Below are 16,933 nucleotides of genomic sequence, written 5' to 3'. Positions count from 1 at the left end.
AGTTGCTTTATTAACATGATATGCTATAAGACGTGCATACAACTTATAGTAGTATACTATGTGGAAATTTTTTGAGAATAAAGCAAGAATTAAGATAGATGAATTTAAACAATTACCGCCGCTACATAAAGCAGTTTTGGAAAGTAATATCTCAAATTTAAGGATATATTTACATAGGAAATGCGACATAAACGAGCAAGATATTTACGGCAAAACAGCACTGCATTATGCTTATGCAAAAAGAAATCTGGATATAATAAAGATATTGCTAAAATGTCCAGAAATAAAAATATGTATAAAAGATAATGATGGTTATACTCCAGTGGATTTAATTTGTTCAACCATAAGTTCATACGTTGTATCATTATTGGAAAATAAAATAGATGAGGTAGCTAAACTTGGTGAAACACCTCATTGCGAGAATGGTTAATATGCTATATAAGAGGTGATTGCTGCATTGATTAACTTTTTTCGTTATGGCAAAAAGGCATTGTTGCATGGCTTCGATGTCATTCCCACGTAGATCGCTTTTTCCGTCATTGCAAAGAGCGAAGTGACACGACAATCTTAGAAATGTTATATTGCTTTATGATATTGCTACGCAGTCTTCGACTGTCCGTAAGGTATTGTTGCGTAGACTTATTAATAGTAATTAAAGCATTAATATTTTAAATTATTACTAATATTTTAAATAGGGGAATTAAATAAGTCAAATATGAAGTCTAAAAAGACTTAGAGCCTGTCTTGAAAAGATATAAGAAATAATTTATATTGTCAAAAAATAATAAAGTAGGAATATGTATCCCAGTGATATAGTGGAAGAAGAAAGGATACATTTAGCTCCATTTGTTAGTCCTTGCAAGATAGGACGGTCACGTAAACATAATATAAGAGATATAATTAATGGCATTCGTTACGTAATGAGGAGTGGTTGTCAGTGACGATTATTACCTAAAGATTTTCCCCCATGGCAAACAGTATATGACTATTATTTACGTTGGCGTAAGAATGGTAGATGGCAAGAAATACATGATAGATTAGTCCAAAAAGTAAGGGAGAAAGAAAGTAAGAAATCCACTCCTACTGTAGGGATTATAGATAGTCAGTCTGTTAAGACTACCCAAAAAGGGGAGCTAGAGGATATGATGCAGGCAAGAAGATTAAGGGTAGGAAACGCCATATAGTTACAGATACACTTGGTTTAGTATTATCATGTGAAGTACATTCAGCAGGTATACAAGACAGAGATGGTACTAAAAATGTAATAATCAAGGCAAAAGCAAAATATCCTAGTATTATCAAATTTTTTGCAGATAGTGGTTATGCTGGAGCATTACAAATTTGGTGTTTTTTAACTGTAAGAGCATTACTGACAATTTCTCGTAAAATTGTTGATCAAGTGGGGTTTAAAGTGATTCCCAAGCGTTGGATAGTTGAACGTACTTTTGGCTGACTCAATAATTTTCGTCGTATGAGTAAAGACTATGAGCATAACTATAAAACTTCTGAACATATTATTTATATCAATATGATTACACTTATGCTTAAAACATTGACTAAACCTTAATTTCAAGACAGGCTCTAAGCTTGCTAAATTATTCCTACTCGGCTGTGCTAACGCCGCAATCCTTACTGCTATGCCACAAAATGCGATAGCTCAAGACGTAAAATTAAAAGTTCCACTTAAAAATTTTATAGAACAAAAAGGGGATTTTAATAAATTAACCGATGCCGAAAGATTACACCATACCCGAGAGTACTTAAAACATGAAAGCTTAAATGTGCAACAAATAAGGAAATTAAAGGAAATTGAGGTAAAATTAGAAAAAGACCCCCAAAATATACCTAATTCTGGAACTAAACAGCAAGTTAGTTTAATCACAGAACGTGCAGATAATATTATTAGAATAGGTATTATGAATGACGAAGATATTTCTAATGCATTATCTAAAACTAAAAATACAAAATTATCAAAGTTAAAAGAAGCAGATCAGGAATCTAGGCATCAAGAAATATTACAAAACATTAAGAATCCTATTGAGAAGTTAGGTTATATTCATACAGCTCAGCAAAATATGTCTGATGATTGTAAGAAAAAAATTATTACTGATTTTTTTTGATGATGTTTTCAAAGAAGAAAGTGTCAATAAAAAAATTAAATGGAACACTTACTTTTTGGAAGTAATATTACTAATCCAAATATTAGAAAAGAAGAATATAAAGCTGATTTTTCAAAAGCTGGTAACAGTGATTTATTAGCAGTTATAAAATTGAGTGCAACTTCAGAACAGAAAAATATCTTACTTACAGGTTTTGAAGATTATGTTAAAAAGAATTTTGTAGATGTAAATTTAAAGGACTCTACAGATTCATTAAAAACTGTAACACCTTTAGCAAATTCCTTAATATTAGAAGCATATGCTCAAGCAATGACTGATATTAAAACTAAAAATATGAGTCTTGAAGAAGCAAATACTTTATTAAAAAGCAAAGAGTTAATTGATAGAAATTTAGAGGAAAAAGAATTTCGAACATTAGTAAAAGGCTTTAATGTTAAAGTCTACAATGAACTTATGGGCATTATTATTGATAAAACAAAAGATGCAAAATTAAGGCAAGACATAAAAGATAATCAAAAACTAGTAGGCTTGGGTGAACAAAAAAAGAATGATGAGAAAAAAAATGAGGATATAACAGGGGTAAATGAAAATGTTCAAGTACCACAAAATGGTAATGGAGCACCACCACCGCCTCCGCTTCCTAATACTGCTGAAAAAACTGTAAATACTGTCAAACATACAAATATTGAAGCGTTAAAAGGTAGCTTAAGAAACTTTTTATACGAAAAAGGGCAAGAACTAATAAAATTTGAAGAAAGTAATAAAAAGTCAGTAATACCAAAAGAAAATAATCCAGTGGTGGAAAAAAATAATGTTGTTGGGGTTAAAAATAACTTAACAGCAGAAGGAAAAATTTACCAAGCTTATCATAGCTTAAAAAATCCTAATAAACAAACTGACAAACAGAATAAATTGATATCTGCAGAAGAAGATTTGAAATCTGCAATAAGAATTGCTGCTACTGAAATTTTTGCAGAGAATAATCAAGATTCAACTCCTAAACAGATTGTTGAATTATTTACTAATAACTCGGTTAATAAGGATGTAGTAAAAGATAATGCACAAAATGTTTATGATAAACTCAAAGAAGATTCACACATAAAAGACATACTAGCAAATGCTAAAAACAAAAATATAGGTAGTGAAGCGTTTTTTGATAATCTTTTTATAGAAAGAAAAGAAGAAGCGTTAGAGCGTATGGGATTTTTTAATAAAACTCATACAACACAAGATCCTTTAAATGCAGGTTCAGAAATAAATGTTAAAGTACAAATAGGAGATGAGATATTTGCTAAAAATTTAACAAACTATGTAACATCTGAGAAAAATAATGATCTTAGAAAAGCTGAATTAAAAGGTAAAAAACAAACTGTAGACAGAATTAATTTTGTATCTACCCATGCCACAATTTTTGATGAAAGAGATACACAAGGGAAGATAGTAGAAAATGCAGTAAATAAAGAAGTAAAAAAGATAATTAACGATTTTGAAAAAATTCCAACAACAGATAAAATAGATCTATTACTTAATAGGAATAATGTAAATGAAAGTATTTCAAAAGCAACTGAGCATACTCGCAATGCTTTACAGACAAAATTAACAGGGTGGATTAATGATAATGCCATTCAATTACAAATACAAAGTAATTTTAATCAACATGTGAACAGAAATGATCTAGATAAATCAACTGCTGCAGCTGATGATGAATTAACAATAAATTACTTTGAAGAACTATCGCAGCAAAAAAGCAGATACTTAAAACACAGAAAATAACAGGTAACATTACTTCAAGAATTCAAGAAAAAGATGTCACTAACGATATACTCAAGGCAATAAATGATTTGATGTTAGAGAAGAAGAATTAACTTTCTGATTATTATAATTCTGCATAAAATGATGATTGCCATTGTGTGTATATTTAGGAAGCAAATTATGTGAACTATGACTAATAGAACTAGTGTTCTTGTGATGGTAATTTGTAGATAGAGTATGATTAAAATGCGTAGTAGTTGAGTTTACAATAGCAGAACCATTATTATGTATTCTTGTATTATTTGTATTAGTTTTGATATTGCTTAGTGCAGCCGTAACCGTCACCATGCCAGTTGTTGTATTAAACATGATGTATCCTTTTTGTTAACCTTAATAAATGATGTTAATAGACTCAGAATCTAAAAATAAGTAGTACTCAAAGATTAGGTAAGACAAAAAATAGAGGATAAAAATAGCAGGTTATTTTAGCTATCCCTTTTTTGGAGAAAAATTAATATATTCGTAAGTAAGTATTTATGAATTACACTATGGCACTGTTAACAAAATAGCTTTAATTGATAATGAAAGATGGTTCTAATCGATTAGATAAGAGTATTAAATTGAATATTGAAGAAGTAAGTTAGTCTGATATTAAGAGCGGGATGTATAAGGTTAATTCAGAATTGACGGACACCACTGGTGAGAATTTTTTCTAAGCTATTCATAATACGTTTCTCGCAATATACCATAATATCTGCATGTCTTTTGATATATTCGCTACTGCTCCAGTATATTTAAATACTTTATCTCTTGTTTTCTTGATCGTGCCATAACTGTTACCTTGATAATTTAACATATCTTGCTCCTCCTCTCTCTTGAACACCGCTATAATATAGCTCTGCTAAATATTTTTCATAAAATGTAAAAATTATTTCTCCTCTTTTTTTTAATGCTCTGTTATAATTATTCCAGTTGTAAACTCTTTATAGCTTTGACATATAGTAAAACACGTTGAATTATGTACACTTGTGGTTAAGTGCTTTGTCAATTCAATACTTTATCGAGTTCGTAGCTAATTTTTTTTCTTATCCACAAAACAATACCTCCCGTGGCTTGGAAACTAGAGCAGTTTTTTTTATTGTCATCCCATAACTTGATCACGGAGTTTTGTGTTGCAGACCATATCCTGAGATACCGCAATCAAGTTGCGGTATGACAAAATATTGGATCATGTGGTCAAGCCACGAGATGACACATAAATAGCACCAATAATATAACAATAAATTTAAATGATAAATTCTATCAGGATAGGGACTAGAAAAAGTAAGCTTGCTTTAACACAAACTAAACTAGTTATTGAGCAAATCAAACAGCATTTTCCTAATATTAATTGTGAGATAGTAGAAATCACTACTAGCAGTGATTTGATCCAAAATAAACCTTTATATGATATAGGCGGTAAGGCTTTATTCTTGAAAGAAATAGAGCAGGCTTTGCTTGATAAAAAAATTGATTTAGCTGTTCATTCTTTGAAAGATGTTCCAGGAATAATACCTGAAGATTTGAGCATTGAAGCTGTTTTAGAGCGGGAAGATTCAAGAGATGTGTTTGTTTGTCTAACACATAAATCCATAGAAGAGCTGCCAAAAAATGCCGTAATAGGGACTTCATCAGTACGCCGAAAATTATGTGTACAAAGAATAAGACCGGATTTAGAAATAGTAATGTTTAGAGGCAATGTTGACTCGAGAATCAACAAGCTAATTAATAAGGAAGTTGACGCAACAATCCTTGCATATGCCGGCTTAAAAAGGCTTAATGCATTTAATCCGGAATATTGTCATTTGATAGAGCATTCACAGATGTTGCCATGTATAGGACAAGGAGTTATTGCGATTGAAATACGAAAAGACAATCATGCTATGATTGAGATATGCAAACAAATTAACCACCTACCGACTTTTGAACTAATAAAACCGGAAAGAGCACTTTTAGAATATTTAGATGCAAATTGTCGCACGCCTATAGGTGCTTATTCGAAATATTTAGATAATGGTGATATACAAACCGATTTTATGCTCGGTAACCTTGATGGTAGTAAAATAGCTTTCCATACCGAAATATCTAACACAAGAATCTCAAAAGAAGCAGGTATAAAAGCTGCTAAAGTGATGTTGTTCTCATTATCTCAATAATCCTCATTATATGAATGTTTAATGGAAGATTCTTCGCCGGCTAAGTTATATTCTTGGTGTTCAGCTTCATTTATAAAACTTGGGGTTAAATCATGCGATGAAATATCTACAGTATTATAATAAACTATATGTTCATTTATTTTTTGTATAGTTTCATTACTTACTAGTTCCGGTTTAGTTTCTAGAAAACCTTTAAAATTATCTAACTCACTTAAATGTTTATCAAAAAACCTAGAATTTTCAGGTGTTATCGATAATTGCCAATCTAAAAACTCTTGGATATCTTTAGCATTAATATTGTGAATAAATTTCATGTAAAATTTATTTTTTTACATGCTGTTACAAGTTGTAATAGAGCTTTTAATTCAGGCTTATTGTCAGGTACTGAATCTATTAAACTCTTTCCGTTGTATATTACAGCCTTTGGAAATAAAGGACCTTTTGCACTAATATCTGCATCACCATGCTGTATTAGTACTTTCACCATTTCTATATGACCTCGCTCAGTAGCTACGTGGATAGGAGTATAACCCATAAAATTTTTTGACTCTACCAACGCTCCATATTGTAGGAGAAGCTTCACTTTATCAATATCTATTTTATCAATAGAGTGTTCATATAGTATTAAATGTAATACAGTATTTTTACTAATTTTATCTGAAATATTAGGGTCAGCACCATTTTTAAGTAGAAGCTCTATTATTTCATAAGAAAGCATATAATAAAACCTTAATAAAAGAGTTTTACCATACCTATCTTCAATGTTAATATTAATACCTTGTTCAAAAGCTTTTTCCAAAATAAGCTTCAATTTATCTTGTTCATTTTCTTTATATCTTTTAACTGCTTTAAATAAAATTTCTAGTGTAATAGGTGAAGTTGAATTTAAAATATCCTCTAAATCGTCAATGGGGTGTAGTGGCTTAAGTGGAGTAAGATGATATATTATTATCTTCTATACAGTTTACTAACATTCCATTTTTTGACATACAACACCTATATTTATTACATAAGCTATTGATACATTATCAACTATTAATTATCAAGTTAATACTTTAAAGTTTTTTTAAGAAAGATAATAAAACTTAATTGTTAATTGACTTTTTTAGGGAGTTAAGTATAAATTTTAACTGAAGCAGTTAGAAACTGCTTTGGGGTGTCGAAACTTCTTGTTACATGGTGGGTATCTACCATTAAATGATACCATCCTCGGCTTTATTAAGGTCGGGGGGTCAATAGTTATGTCCAGGGTTTAAGGTGCATACCTTAAACCTAAAGGCTATTGTAAACTGTTGTAACGGTTTTCTTACCTCCCGATGATTGTGTTCGAGAAGTCAAGAGAATATTTTATATTGGTTTTGCCAAGGTCGTTTGTTTTTAACAATGTTATTGACAATTATTACTATTTTTCTCATTACTGCAGTAAGAGCTAATTTTTTAGCTTTTCCCTTTTCTACAAGTCTTTTATAAAAAGGTTTAACTGCGGGATTACATCTTACAGATGTAACAGCAGCCATATATAATGCCGCCCGTACCGTTTTCCTACCACCTTTAGTTTTTGCTTTAGAGCCTGTCTTGAAATTAAGGTTTATAGTAAATTAAGTTGAGGTTTGAGTATAGGGATGATATATATAAAGGAAAATGCCAAGATCATATAGTCAAGATTTTAGAAAAAGAGTTATAGGATATGTAGAAAGAGGTAATAGCTGCAATAGCACTGCGATAAGATTTGAAATAGCAGCAAACACAGTAAGGAATTGGTATAAGAGATATAAGTCCGAAGGACATTATTTAGCAAGAAGAATAGGAGGCAAAAAAGGACGGGTAACAAGTCAAGATGTTGAGTTGTACGTGAGTTCTAATCCTAATTTCACATTATTAGAAATGGGTACGTATTTTAATATGAGTTCTGTGGGTGCGTATTATTGGTTAAAGCAACTAGGTTTTAGCTATAAAAAAAAGACTTTTCCTACTTGGAAGCAAGTCAAGAAAAGCGAGATAAGTACCAAGAGGTCATAAAAGATACACCAATAGAACATCTTGTATATATTGATGAAAGTGGTATTGAGATAAATATCTGCAAAGATAGAGGATGGGGCAAAAAAAGCGAAAAACTTATTGGTAAAAAAAGCGGTAAATATTACAACAGAACAAATATCATAGCTGGTTATGTTAATAAAGAGTGTATAGCACCGATGATATTTAATGGAACATGTAATAGACAATTATTTGAAAGTTGGGTTGGAGAATTTTTAATAAAAGAGCTAAAACCTGGACAAGTTGTAGTGATGGATAACGCTGCTTTCCATAAGTCTCAAAGGACCAAAGAACTAATAGAATCAGTAGGTTGTAGGATAATATTCTTACCACCTTACTCCCCTGATCTAAATCCAATAGAGAAATTTTGGGTCAATATGAAGCGATGGATTAAAGCTACAATTACTCAATTTGATCAATTATATAATGCTTTAATTCAATTCTTTAATACGCAAACTTCAACTTAATTTACCATAGTCAATGTTTTAAGCATAAGTGTAATCATATTGATATAAATAATATGTTCAGAAGTTTTATAGTTATGCTCATAGTCTTTACTCATACGACGAAAATTATTGAGTCAGCCAAAAGTACGTTCAACTATCCAACGCTTGGGAATCACTTTAAACCCCACTTGATCAACAATTTTACGAGAAATTGTCAGTAATGCTCTTACAGTTAAAAAACACCAAATTTGTAATGCTCCAGCATAACCACTATCTGCAAAAAATTTGATAATACTAGGATATTTTGCTTTTGCCTTGATTATTACATTTTTAGTACCATCTCTGTCTTGTATACCTGCTGAATGTACTTCACATGATAATACTAAACCAAGTGTATCTGTAACTATATGGCGTTTCCTACCCTTAATCTTCTTGCCTGCATCATATCCTCTAGCTCCCCTTTTTGGGTAGTCTTAACAGACTGACTATCTATAATCCCTACAGTAGGAGTGGATTTCTTACTTTCTTTCTCCCTTACTTTTTGGACTAATCTATCATGTATTTCTTGCCATCTACCATTCTTACGCCAACGTAAATAATAGTCATATACTGTTTGCCATGGGGGAAAATCTTTAGGTAATAATCGTCACTGACAACCACTCCTCATTACGTAACGAATGCCATTAATTATATCTCTTATATTATGTTTACGTGACCGTCCTATCTTGCAAGGACTAACAAATGGAGCTAAATGTATCCTTTCTTCTTCCACTATATCACTGGGATACATATTCCTACTTTATTATTTTTTGACAATATAAATTATTTCTTATATCTTTTCAAGACAGGCTCTTAAATCTTGTTTTACCGCTTTCCTTACAGTGAGGTGCTACTCCTACTAAAGAAGCAATTTGTTTACAATTTAAATTACCAAGCTCTGGCAACTCTGTAATTAAGGTTATTGCTATAATCGAGCCAATATCCGGGATAGTAATAAGTAAATTATATATTTCTTTATAACTTTCTATATTTAAAATATGATATAATATAAGCTTTTCCACTTCTTCTTTTTGATCATTAAGTAAATTAATAACACTATTTATACTATTAATTATTTTTTGATTAGTAACTCTACGTAAGCGATTGCGTTCAGATACTATCATAGTAATTAGTTGGTTACGTCTAGCTGTAAGCTCTTTTAATTCTTTTTCTATTTCATTCGCCACTTTTCTAGATTCAGGATTCATTTTTTCTGCAAATAATGCTAACATTTGTGCATCAATAGTATCGGTTTTGGTAAACTTACCTCTCATAGTTCTAAACGCTGATGTAAAATAAGGATTAACTACTGAGACTAAATATCCAGCTTTTTGTAAAGTATTTGCTGCTTCATATTCAAGTCTTCCGGTAGCTTCAATTACAATTTTAGCAATATTATAATCCGCTATATATTCGACTAGCTCATTAATTCCTTTTTGGTTGTTATCAAAAACTTTATATTTATTCAACGGGTGTAACCATATATCTAAAGTATCCTCAGATACATCTATACCTATAAAAATATTCTTTGTCATATTTTCTCTCCTGTTCTATGTACGAGCTAAGGGGTTATTCACGATCAACCATTAAGATCAAGTGAATAACCCCTTGCTCTATTGATTGTTCGGAACCAAAGGAAGTAAGGAGTAACATATCGGGGCACGGTTCATTAATTATAATTATATTAATAACCTGACCACCATCGTTACCTCCTTACAATATCTAAAACTATGCATCATTTTAGATACTTATTAAATACATAAACCACCATAAAATATTTTATGGTGGTTAAGCTTAATTTAATAAGTTTAAATTTAGGGCAAGTCCATGACTAACCAAGATCAATTAATAAAAAATTCCGTTCTTTTACTAGAACCTCCTTATAATTCCAGAAGCGAAAAACTTAAAACAAGAATTGTAGCTTATTGCAAAAAATATAATTTAGGCATACCTGAAACTATTGAATTGCAAAATCCTTATGATCATAAAAGTTTAAATAAGCTAGTAGTGCAGGTAAGAGATAGTTCTATTAAGCCGGTTATAGTCATAATTCAAAAGCTTTCAATAATTCGTCTATAAATAAAATACTTTGAGCTGTGCTAGGTACGCTTAGTACTTTAAAGCTTATTAAAGTTAAAGCTTATTATGAAATAAATAAGAAAATAGTATTAGAGACTATAAAAGAAGATAATAATTTTATACATAAAGCTACAATTTTTGCTAAGAAATATGGATATAATGAATGGCAACCACTGGAATATCTAACTGAAAATCTTGAAGAGTAAAAAAGATTTAAAATAAAGACTGATGACAAGGTAAAAGTGAAATAATTGCTTAATCAATAGCAAATTACTTTTGTAATTTGCTATTAGAGATAATTTAATATATTTCACTAAATTCCGTTGATCGAATGCTACTGATGCGATGATAACTATAAACCCTTACTCTTTCTCCGCATTCTTTCTAGCAGATGGGGATAGCATGACATTTAGCTCCTTTAATGCCTTATCCTCAACGTAATTCGGGGCATTCATTAGTAAATCTTCAGCTTGCTGATTTAATGGGAAAGCAATTATCTCTCTTATATTAGTAGCTTCTGCAAGTAACATAACGATTCGGTCGATGCCTGGAGCTATACCACCGTGCGGTGGTGCACCAAATTTAAACGCTCTAATCATGCCACCAAATCTTTTATCTACTTCCTCTTCACTATAACCGGCTATGGCAAATGCCTTATACATTATTTCCGGTTTATGATTTCTAACAGCACCACTAGAAAGTTCTATACCATTACAAACAATATCATACTGATACGCAGTAAGCTCAAGTAGTTCTTCCGTTGTTTTTGCATTCTCAAGAGCTTCTATCCCCCCTTGCGGCATAGAAAACGGATTATGACTAAAATCAATTTTACCGGTTTCCCCGTTTAATTCATAGAATGGGAAATCAGTAATCCAGCAAAATTTAAAGCAATTTTTTTCAAGTAAATCTAACTCGTCGGCAAGCTTAATTCTCACCTTACCGGCAAGTTTTGCTGCTTTATCTTTTTTGTCGCTTGCGAAAAATACTGCATCACCATTGCTAATACTAGCAGCAGCTTTTAAATTTTCTAACTGCTCTTTAGTTAAAAACTTTGCTACCGGTCCTTTTGCTTCACCGCTTTCGCTAAATTGAATATAACCAAGCCCACCAGCTCCTTCTGATATTGCAAATTCTATCATTTTATCAAAAAAACTACGAGGTTGACCGGCAGCACTTGGAGCAGGGATTGCTCGCACAATACTACCTTTTTTGATATTTTCTCTAAAAATAGTAAAATCGGAATCTTTAAATATTTCTGTTACATCGGCAATAATAATAGGATTACGCAAATCAGGCTTATCAGAGCCATATTTTAACATAGACTCATTATATGGAATACGGATAAAAGGTGCTTCTGATACTTTCTTATCTGTAAATTTAGTAAATAACTCATACATGACTGGCTCGATTGTGCAGAATATATCTTCTTGTGTGACAAACGACATCTCAATATCTAGCTGGTAAAACTCGCCTGGTGATCTATCGGCTCTTGCATCTTCATCACGAAAACATGGGGCGATTTGGAAATAGCGGTCAAACCCTGATACCATCAACAGCTGTTTGAATTGTTGCGGTGCTTGCGGTAATGCATAGAACTTGCCTGGATGCATCCTACTAGGTACTAAGAAATCTCTAGCCCCTTCGGGCGAGTTAGCAGTTAGAATAGGCGTTTGGAACTCGGTAAATCCTCTTGCGGTCATTAAATGACGAATGTAAGAAATAATTTGAGAACGAAACATAATATTATTATGCAGCTTTTCACGTCTTAAATCTAAAAAGCGATGCTTAAGTCTTGAATCTTCTGGTGCATCTTTTTCCGTATTAATCACAAATGGCAGAGTATCAGCAGCTGATTCAATAATAAACTCACCAGCTAAAACTTCTATATGACCAGTTGGAAGCGTATTATTAATAGTCTCTTCTGATCTTGCTACTACTTTTCCAATTACTGTAACAACTGACTCATAACGTAAACGGCTAGCATCTTCCATAAGCTGTGGATTTTGATCAGTAAAGACTATTTGCGTTATACCATAATGATCACGTAAATCTATAAAAACTAGATTGCCATGATCTCTTCTTCTATGTACCCAACCAGATAGTTTTACTTCAGCTCCAACATCGGAAATTTTTAATTCGTTACAATTATGAGTTCTATATTTATGCATCTTAATTTTTCTTTTTAAATCAACTCACTATAATCAAAATAGCTAAATCCTGCAATAAAATTATCTAGGATGCAAAAGTAATATTTAGGAATTTTAAGAAGTTTTTTAGTTCTTGACGAGCAACTATATGTGAACTATTAAATGCTCGGTCATAATTTGCGACTTTTAAATCAAGTAGAGTTAAGCCTTGTAGAAATAACTCCCTATATATCACACGCTCACTAAAACCTTCAGTAAGTTTAAAATTGATTCTTTTAGCAAGCTTATTTAAGACATTACTAACACGTCTCTTATTTAGAGCATCAAGGTTACTTAAACGATTCCGCAAAATTATCCAATCTATACTTCCTCTATCACGGCTAGCACGCTGTATTTTCTGTTCCCACACCATTTGACTATAAATTGACGGGCTAATAATTTCATCTTTATTATCAACTTTTGCTATTACGTCTAAATCTAAAAAGCTATCATTTATCGGTGTAATAATTGTATCAGCATAAGAATGAGCAAGCCTTGATAAGGCAGTATGGTTACCTGGCGTATCGATTACTATATAATCAGCATCCATATTGTCTTTTAATATCTGCTCAAAACTATTTGCCTGTTCTTCTTCAGAACTTTCTTTGACATGGAAATGCCTTGGTACTAATATTGGTTTGTCAGGATTTTGCTCATTATATAAATCTCGATTTTTTAGGTAATTAGTTAAAGAACTTTGGCGAGAATCAGTATCTATACTTACTACTGAATATTTTTGATAAAGTAGTGCCACTATTAAATGGATAGAGCAGGTTGTTTTACCTGCCCCTCCTTTTTCATTACCTATAACAAATATATAAGGCTTACTGTTCATAATTTTCCTTTATAAATTTCTCAAGTAGCCTTACACCATAACCTACAGCACCTTTCGGACCGAGCGATGAAGATTTGTTGCTATTTGCAACACCTGCTATATCTAAATGTGCCCATTCTACTCCCTCTTGAATGAAGCGTTTAATAAAATGAGCAGCGGTAGAACTTCCGGCAGCTCCTGGCACATTACCGATATTTGCCATATCAGCTATGTCGGAGTTAATCATTGCGTCATAATCCTCATGAAGCGGCATTCTCCATAATTTTTCATTTACTTCCTCACCAGCTTTTATTAGTTTATCAGCAAGCTCATCATTATTGGAAAAACAACCAGCATATGTAGGACCTAAAGACACGACTATAGCACCAGTTAAAGTAGCAACGTCAATCACGCATTTAGGTTTGAATTTCTCTTGTGCATACCAAACGGCATCAGCAAGAACTAAACGCCCCTCTGCATCGGTATTTAAAACTTCGGCAGTTTGCCCTGACATAGTAGTTACAACATCACCAGGACGTTGTGCATTACCTGACGGCATATTTTCAACAAGTCCTACAACACCTACGATATTTACCGGCAATTCTTGACTAGCAACCGCAATCATAGCACCAACTACTGCGGCAGAACCACACATGTCATATCTCATTAAATGCATATTACTCGATGGCTTTAGAGATATGCCGCCAGTATCAAAAATCACTCCTTTGCCAACCAAAGCAATATAAGGAGCATCTTTATTTGCACCTTGATATTCCATTACCACTAGTTTTGATTCATTTTGTGAACCTTGACCAACTCCAAGAAGAGCACCCATGCCAAGATTTTTCATTTCTCTTTCACCAAGAATAGAAACATCAACATTTAATTCTTCAAGTGTATCTGCTATTCTTTCAGCATACATTTGCGGAGTTTTAATATTTGATGGCTCGTTACTAACATCTCTTGTGAAAAAGACTCCTTCAGCAATTAATTTTTTAACTTCAAACAACTTTGCTGCTTCTACGTTATTATCTGTAGAAATTTCAAATGACTCTACAACAAACTTATCTGCTTCCTTTAAAGTTGTTCTATATTTATCGAATCTGTAGGAAGCAAGTAATGCACCGCTAGCAATTAAAGATGCAACAAGAGATGATGTAAAACTGCTTATCCTATTCTTAACTTTTAAGCCAATAGTAGTGATTTTAGCATTAGTAACATTCTGTAATATTTTACCGCCTAACTCTTCAATCTTAACTTCGGTTAGTTTTTCTTCGCTTCCAAGTCCTGCTAATATTAAATATTTTACTTCCCCTGATTTGACAACGGAGGGAATAATTTTGATTTGTCCATATTTACCAGTAAATTGTAATTTATTGGCAATGGTTTTGGATATCAAACCATGATGTTGTTGGTCAAGGTTTATTAGGTCACTATCAAGTTTTAATTTGTCATCAATAAACACTATTAATGAGTGAGTGTTTAATGATTCTTCGTCAGTAAAATTTACATTTAACATATTTGTTTTTCCTTATTAACATTTTCCTAGATAATTCTATTTATCTTATGAAACTTTGGCAAGTATTATAATTATCATTGTTAAATTTGTGGCAAAAACTGATTGAAATAATTTAACGTTTTTTATATTTTTTTGCCTCGTAATAATTAAAACTAAGTAATTTAATGCTGAATCTAGAAGCTAAAACCTTTTTACACATTAAAAATAGATATAAAGAAATAAAAGAATTTGAAGAAAAAGTTGAGTTAGTTAATACTGAAACAGTCAAAATAAAAGATAACAACCCTGTATCTTTACCATGTAGTCAACCACCTATTATCCTAGAACCTGAAGAAGTTAAAGTTACTACCGGTTCCTGATGATATTATAAAAATTTCGATAGAAACAGCGGTTGCAAGTCCTAATAATACTATAAACCCACTAGTAAATCTAATGATGCTGAAAGCGTTACATGATGGAATATATCGAGTACAGCAAGAAATGGCTGAATTTTAGGCTATAGAAAAAGATATAGAAATTCAAAAAACAATACCTCCACAGTATGACTCCATGGGACAACCTATATAGTAAAACACGTTGAATTATATCATTTCAAAAGGGCTAGAGAAACTTAAGTAATTACCGCTTATAACTACTTCGTAATTCATAATAACCGGTTGGTTTATTTTTCCATGCCCTATCCCTTCAGCTCTATAAGTCTCAATATTTGGAATATGATTTAAACAGAAACTTTTTATAGCCAATTCTATATTTTCATCTCCCTCAGTAAAATCACCAAAAATTATCGCTTCTATTCCATCAGATATGCCAGCATTCTTTAGCTGCACCAAATTACGATGAATTGCATAACCTTTTTCGTTAATGTCTTCAAGTAACAATATATTGTTTGTTTTTAAATTAATAGAAGTACCTATTAACTTACTAAAAACTGTTAAATTGCCACCTAATATTTTTCCCTCTATAGGATTATCACTAATTTTATTTATTGGCGAAAGAGCGATCTTACTATCTTCACCTTTCAGAACGTTTAGTATAGAATTAATATCTTGATTTACAGGATATAGAAACGAAGTTAAGACCGAACCGTGAATAGTTGGAATATCATAATGACCATTTAAAAGTAGATGCAATACTGTAATATCACTGTAACCTATCAGGATTTTATCACCTTTTTTCTGTATATTAAAGCAATCTTCTACAATCTCACTACAGCCATATCCACCACGAAAAGCCCAAATTATCTTAACTCGCTCATTTTCCATAGCCTCTTTAAACATTCTAAGTCTTTCAGCTTTCGGAGCAACAAAAAATGGTAGCTCATCCCCTACCAATATCTTATCATCTACTAAGGTTTTAAAACCTTGCAAATTTAGCATTTTAATTGATTTAGCTAATCTATCTTGTGCATCAGGACAACCTGACGCCGGTGCTATAATTGATATAAAATCTTGTTGTTTATTAAAAATAATTTTTTCATGTTTTTTATACCGTTCCTAGCTCTGATGTATGTCCTATAATTTTTAAACCTCTATCTTCATATAAACATTCCTCTTCATTAAAAAAATGATTTTCTTCTTCAAACTCCTTTGCAACTATTTCAGCATCACTATAAACTTCATCAGTAATAACATTAATAATTAAATCAACTTCATCATCATTTAATAATTTAGCTCCTTTATTAGTTTCCAGTATTCTATTTACTTGCTTTTCATGAACATCATTCATAGCAGTATTTTTCTTAAT

At 31.8% G+C, this 16,933-nt stretch carries 20 protein-coding genes and 3 pseudogenes; 12 read left to right on the top strand and 11 right to left on the bottom strand.

Annotated features, from left to right (window positions below):
• Positions 1-58 precede the first annotated feature (58 nt).
• The 7 genes and pseudogenes from ACICQC_RS02340 (at position 59) to hemC (ending at position 6,067) form a co-directional block, all read left to right on the top strand.
• Positions 59-430: an ankyrin repeat domain-containing protein gene (locus ACICQC_RS02340; protein WP_395477250.1), complete on the top strand. Its 372-nt coding sequence runs from the start codon at positions 59-61 to the stop codon at positions 428-430.
• A gap of 367 nt (positions 431-797) precedes the next feature.
• Complete coding sequence (locus ACICQC_RS02335; RefSeq protein WP_395477246.1) at positions 798-941, top strand: transposase; 144 nt, start codon at positions 798-800, stop codon at positions 939-941.
• A 42-nt stretch (positions 942-983) separates the two neighbouring features.
• Positions 984-1,184: pseudogene (locus ACICQC_RS02330) on the top strand (transposase); the annotation flags it as partial.
• Complete coding sequence (locus ACICQC_RS02325; protein WP_395477695.1) at positions 1,160-1,453, top strand: transposase; 294 nt, start codon at positions 1,160-1,162, stop codon at positions 1,451-1,453. The pseudogene ACICQC_RS02330 and the gene ACICQC_RS02325, both read left to right, overlap by 25 nt.
• Positions 1,454-1,637: 184 nt before the next feature.
• Positions 1,638-2,120, top strand: coding sequence for a hypothetical protein (locus tag ACICQC_RS02320; protein WP_395477249.1), 483 nt, complete (start codon positions 1,638-1,640; stop codon positions 2,118-2,120).
• 39 nt (positions 2,121-2,159) lie between these two features.
• Positions 2,160-3,893, top strand: coding sequence for a hypothetical protein (locus ACICQC_RS02315; protein ID WP_395477248.1), 1,734 nt, complete (start codon positions 2,160-2,162; stop codon positions 3,891-3,893).
• Between the two features lie 1,268 nt (positions 3,894-5,161).
• A complete protein-coding gene (gene hemC, locus ACICQC_RS02310) occupies positions 5,162-6,067 on the top strand; it encodes a hydroxymethylbilane synthase (protein WP_395477247.1) in 906 nt (301 codons plus the stop codon).
• On the opposite strand, the pseudogene ACICQC_RS02305 reads toward hemC, so the two are convergent.
• Both ACICQC_RS02305 and ACICQC_RS02300 read right to left on the bottom strand, forming a co-directional pair.
• Positions 6,061-6,986 (bottom strand): annotated as a pseudogene (locus ACICQC_RS02305) (ankyrin repeat domain-containing protein); the annotation flags it as partial. The gene hemC and the pseudogene ACICQC_RS02305 overlap by 7 nt on opposite strands.
• Positions 6,987-7,401: 415 nt before the next feature.
• Entirely contained in the window at positions 7,402-7,659 is a 258-nt protein-coding gene (locus tag ACICQC_RS02300) for a transposase (protein WP_395477781.1), read from the bottom strand.
• A gap of 49 nt (positions 7,660-7,708) precedes the next feature.
• On the opposite strand from ACICQC_RS02300, the gene ACICQC_RS02295 reads away from it, so the two are divergent.
• Together ACICQC_RS02295 and ACICQC_RS02290 are read left to right on the top strand one after the other, a co-directional pair.
• Positions 7,709-8,086: an IS630 transposase-related protein gene (locus ACICQC_RS02295; RefSeq protein ID WP_395476240.1), complete on the top strand. Its 378-nt coding sequence runs from the start codon at positions 7,709-7,711 to the stop codon at positions 8,084-8,086.
• Entirely contained in the window at positions 8,041-8,571 is a 531-nt protein-coding gene (locus tag ACICQC_RS02290) for an IS630 family transposase (RefSeq protein ID WP_395476458.1), read from the top strand. Before ACICQC_RS02295 ends, ACICQC_RS02290 begins: the two co-directional genes overlap by 46 nt.
• A gap of 113 nt (positions 8,572-8,684) precedes the next feature.
• Here the strand turns inward: ACICQC_RS02290 and ACICQC_RS02285 are convergent, their stop codons facing one another.
• The 4 genes and pseudogenes from ACICQC_RS02285 to ACICQC_RS02270 form a co-directional block, all read right to left on the bottom strand.
• Positions 8,685-8,957 (bottom strand): transposase, encoded by a 273-nt coding sequence (locus ACICQC_RS02285; protein ID WP_395477646.1) that lies wholly within the window; start codon positions 8,955-8,957, stop codon positions 8,685-8,687.
• Positions 8,954-9,154, bottom strand: a pseudogene (locus ACICQC_RS02280) (transposase); the annotation flags it as partial. The pseudogene ACICQC_RS02280 and the gene ACICQC_RS02285, both read right to left, overlap by 4 nt.
• Positions 9,155-9,196: 42 nt before the next feature.
• Positions 9,197-9,340 (bottom strand): transposase, encoded by a 144-nt coding sequence (locus ACICQC_RS02275; protein ID WP_395477246.1) that lies wholly within the window; start codon positions 9,338-9,340, stop codon positions 9,197-9,199.
• A 49-nt stretch (positions 9,341-9,389) separates the two neighbouring features.
• Positions 9,390-10,124, bottom strand: coding sequence for an IS110 family transposase (locus ACICQC_RS02270; RefSeq protein WP_395477245.1), 735 nt, complete (start codon positions 10,122-10,124; stop codon positions 9,390-9,392).
• Between the two features lie 292 nt (positions 10,125-10,416).
• On the opposite strand from ACICQC_RS02270, the gene ACICQC_RS02265 reads away from it, so the two are divergent.
• Both ACICQC_RS02265 and ACICQC_RS02260 read left to right on the top strand, forming a co-directional pair.
• Positions 10,417-10,668 (top strand): hypothetical protein, encoded by a 252-nt coding sequence (locus ACICQC_RS02265; protein WP_395477244.1) that lies wholly within the window; start codon positions 10,417-10,419, stop codon positions 10,666-10,668.
• A gap of 17 nt (positions 10,669-10,685) precedes the next feature.
• Entirely contained in the window at positions 10,686-10,874 is a 189-nt protein-coding gene (locus ACICQC_RS02260) for a hypothetical protein (protein ID WP_395477243.1), read from the top strand.
• Between the two features lie 156 nt (positions 10,875-11,030).
• Here the strand turns inward: ACICQC_RS02260 and aspS are convergent, their stop codons facing one another.
• The 3 genes from aspS to ACICQC_RS02245 form a co-directional block, all read right to left on the bottom strand.
• A complete protein-coding gene (aspS, locus tag ACICQC_RS02255) occupies positions 11,031-12,839 on the bottom strand; it encodes an aspartate--tRNA ligase (RefSeq protein ID WP_395477242.1) in 1,809 nt (602 codons plus the stop codon).
• Between the two features lie 64 nt (positions 12,840-12,903).
• On the bottom strand, positions 12,904-13,692 hold the full coding sequence (locus ACICQC_RS02250; protein WP_395477241.1) for a division plane positioning ATPase MipZ: 789 nt from the start codon (positions 13,690-13,692) through the stop codon (positions 12,904-12,906).
• Entirely contained in the window at positions 13,682-15,190 is a 1,509-nt protein-coding gene (locus ACICQC_RS02245) for a leucyl aminopeptidase (protein WP_395477240.1), read from the bottom strand. The genes ACICQC_RS02250 and ACICQC_RS02245 overlap by 11 nt, the downstream gene beginning before the upstream one ends.
• Before the next feature lie 164 nt (positions 15,191-15,354).
• Between ACICQC_RS02245 and ACICQC_RS02240 the strand changes: the two genes are divergently transcribed.
• Positions 15,355-15,549, top strand: coding sequence for a hypothetical protein (locus ACICQC_RS02240; protein ID WP_395477239.1), 195 nt, complete (start codon positions 15,355-15,357; stop codon positions 15,547-15,549).
• 222 nt (positions 15,550-15,771) lie between these two features.
• Here ACICQC_RS02240 and ACICQC_RS02235 read toward each other — a convergent pair whose 3' ends face one another.
• Positions 15,772-16,659, bottom strand: a complete 888-nt coding sequence (locus tag ACICQC_RS02235) for an LD-carboxypeptidase (protein WP_395477778.1) — start codon at positions 16,657-16,659, stop codon at positions 15,772-15,774.
• A gap of 13 nt (positions 16,660-16,672) precedes the next feature.
• Positions 16,673-16,915 (bottom strand): hypothetical protein, encoded by a 243-nt coding sequence (locus tag ACICQC_RS02230; RefSeq protein ID WP_395477238.1) that lies wholly within the window; start codon positions 16,913-16,915, stop codon positions 16,673-16,675.
• Between the last annotated feature and the right edge of the window lie 18 nt (positions 16,916-16,933).

The sequence above is a fragment of the Rickettsia endosymbiont of Pantilius tunicatus genome (assembly GCF_964291875.1).
Classification (GTDB): domain Bacteria; phylum Pseudomonadota; class Alphaproteobacteria; order Rickettsiales; family Rickettsiaceae; genus Rickettsia.
The sequence above is the reverse complement of the archived record's forward strand: the minus strand, read 5'-3'. Positions and strand labels throughout refer to the sequence as shown.

Bases quoted from the DNA above. Each gene is read 5' to 3' on its own strand.
- ACICQC_RS02245 (WP_395477240.1), bottom strand. From the start codon at position 15,190: ATGTTAAATGTAAATTTTACTGACGAAGAATCATTAAACACTCACTCA.
- ACICQC_RS02335 (WP_395477246.1), top strand. From the start codon at position 798: ATGTATCCCAGTGATATAGTGGAAGAAGAAAGGATACATTTAGCTCCA.
- ACICQC_RS02240 (WP_395477239.1), top strand. From the start codon at position 15,355: ATGCTGAATCTAGAAGCTAAAACCTTTTTACACATTAAAAATAGATAT.
- hemC (WP_395477247.1), top strand. From the start codon at position 5,162: ATGATAAATTCTATCAGGATAGGGACTAGAAAAAGTAAGCTTGCTTTA.
- ACICQC_RS02315 (WP_395477248.1), top strand. From the start codon at position 2,160: ATGGAACACTTACTTTTTGGAAGTAATATTACTAATCCAAATATTAGA.
- ACICQC_RS02275 (WP_395477246.1), bottom strand. From the start codon at position 9,340: ATGTATCCCAGTGATATAGTGGAAGAAGAAAGGATACATTTAGCTCCA.
- ACICQC_RS02250 (WP_395477241.1), bottom strand. From the start codon at position 13,692: ATGAACAGTAAGCCTTATATATTTGTTATAGGTAATGAAAAAGGAGGG.
- ACICQC_RS02320 (WP_395477249.1), top strand. From the start codon at position 1,638: ATGCCACAAAATGCGATAGCTCAAGACGTAAAATTAAAAGTTCCACTT.
- ACICQC_RS02230 (WP_395477238.1), bottom strand. From the start codon at position 16,915: ATGAATGATGTTCATGAAAAGCAAGTAAATAGAATACTGGAAACTAAT.
- ACICQC_RS02340 (WP_395477250.1), top strand. From the start codon at position 59: ATGTGGAAATTTTTTGAGAATAAAGCAAGAATTAAGATAGATGAATTT.
- ACICQC_RS02295 (WP_395476240.1), top strand. From the start codon at position 7,709: ATGCCAAGATCATATAGTCAAGATTTTAGAAAAAGAGTTATAGGATAT.
- aspS (WP_395477242.1), bottom strand. From the start codon at position 12,839: ATGCATAAATATAGAACTCATAATTGTAACGAATTAAAAATTTCCGAT.
- ACICQC_RS02265 (WP_395477244.1), top strand. From the start codon at position 10,417: ATGACTAACCAAGATCAATTAATAAAAAATTCCGTTCTTTTACTAGAA.
- ACICQC_RS02270 (WP_395477245.1), bottom strand. From the start codon at position 10,124: ATGACAAAGAATATTTTTATAGGTATAGATGTATCTGAGGATACTTTA.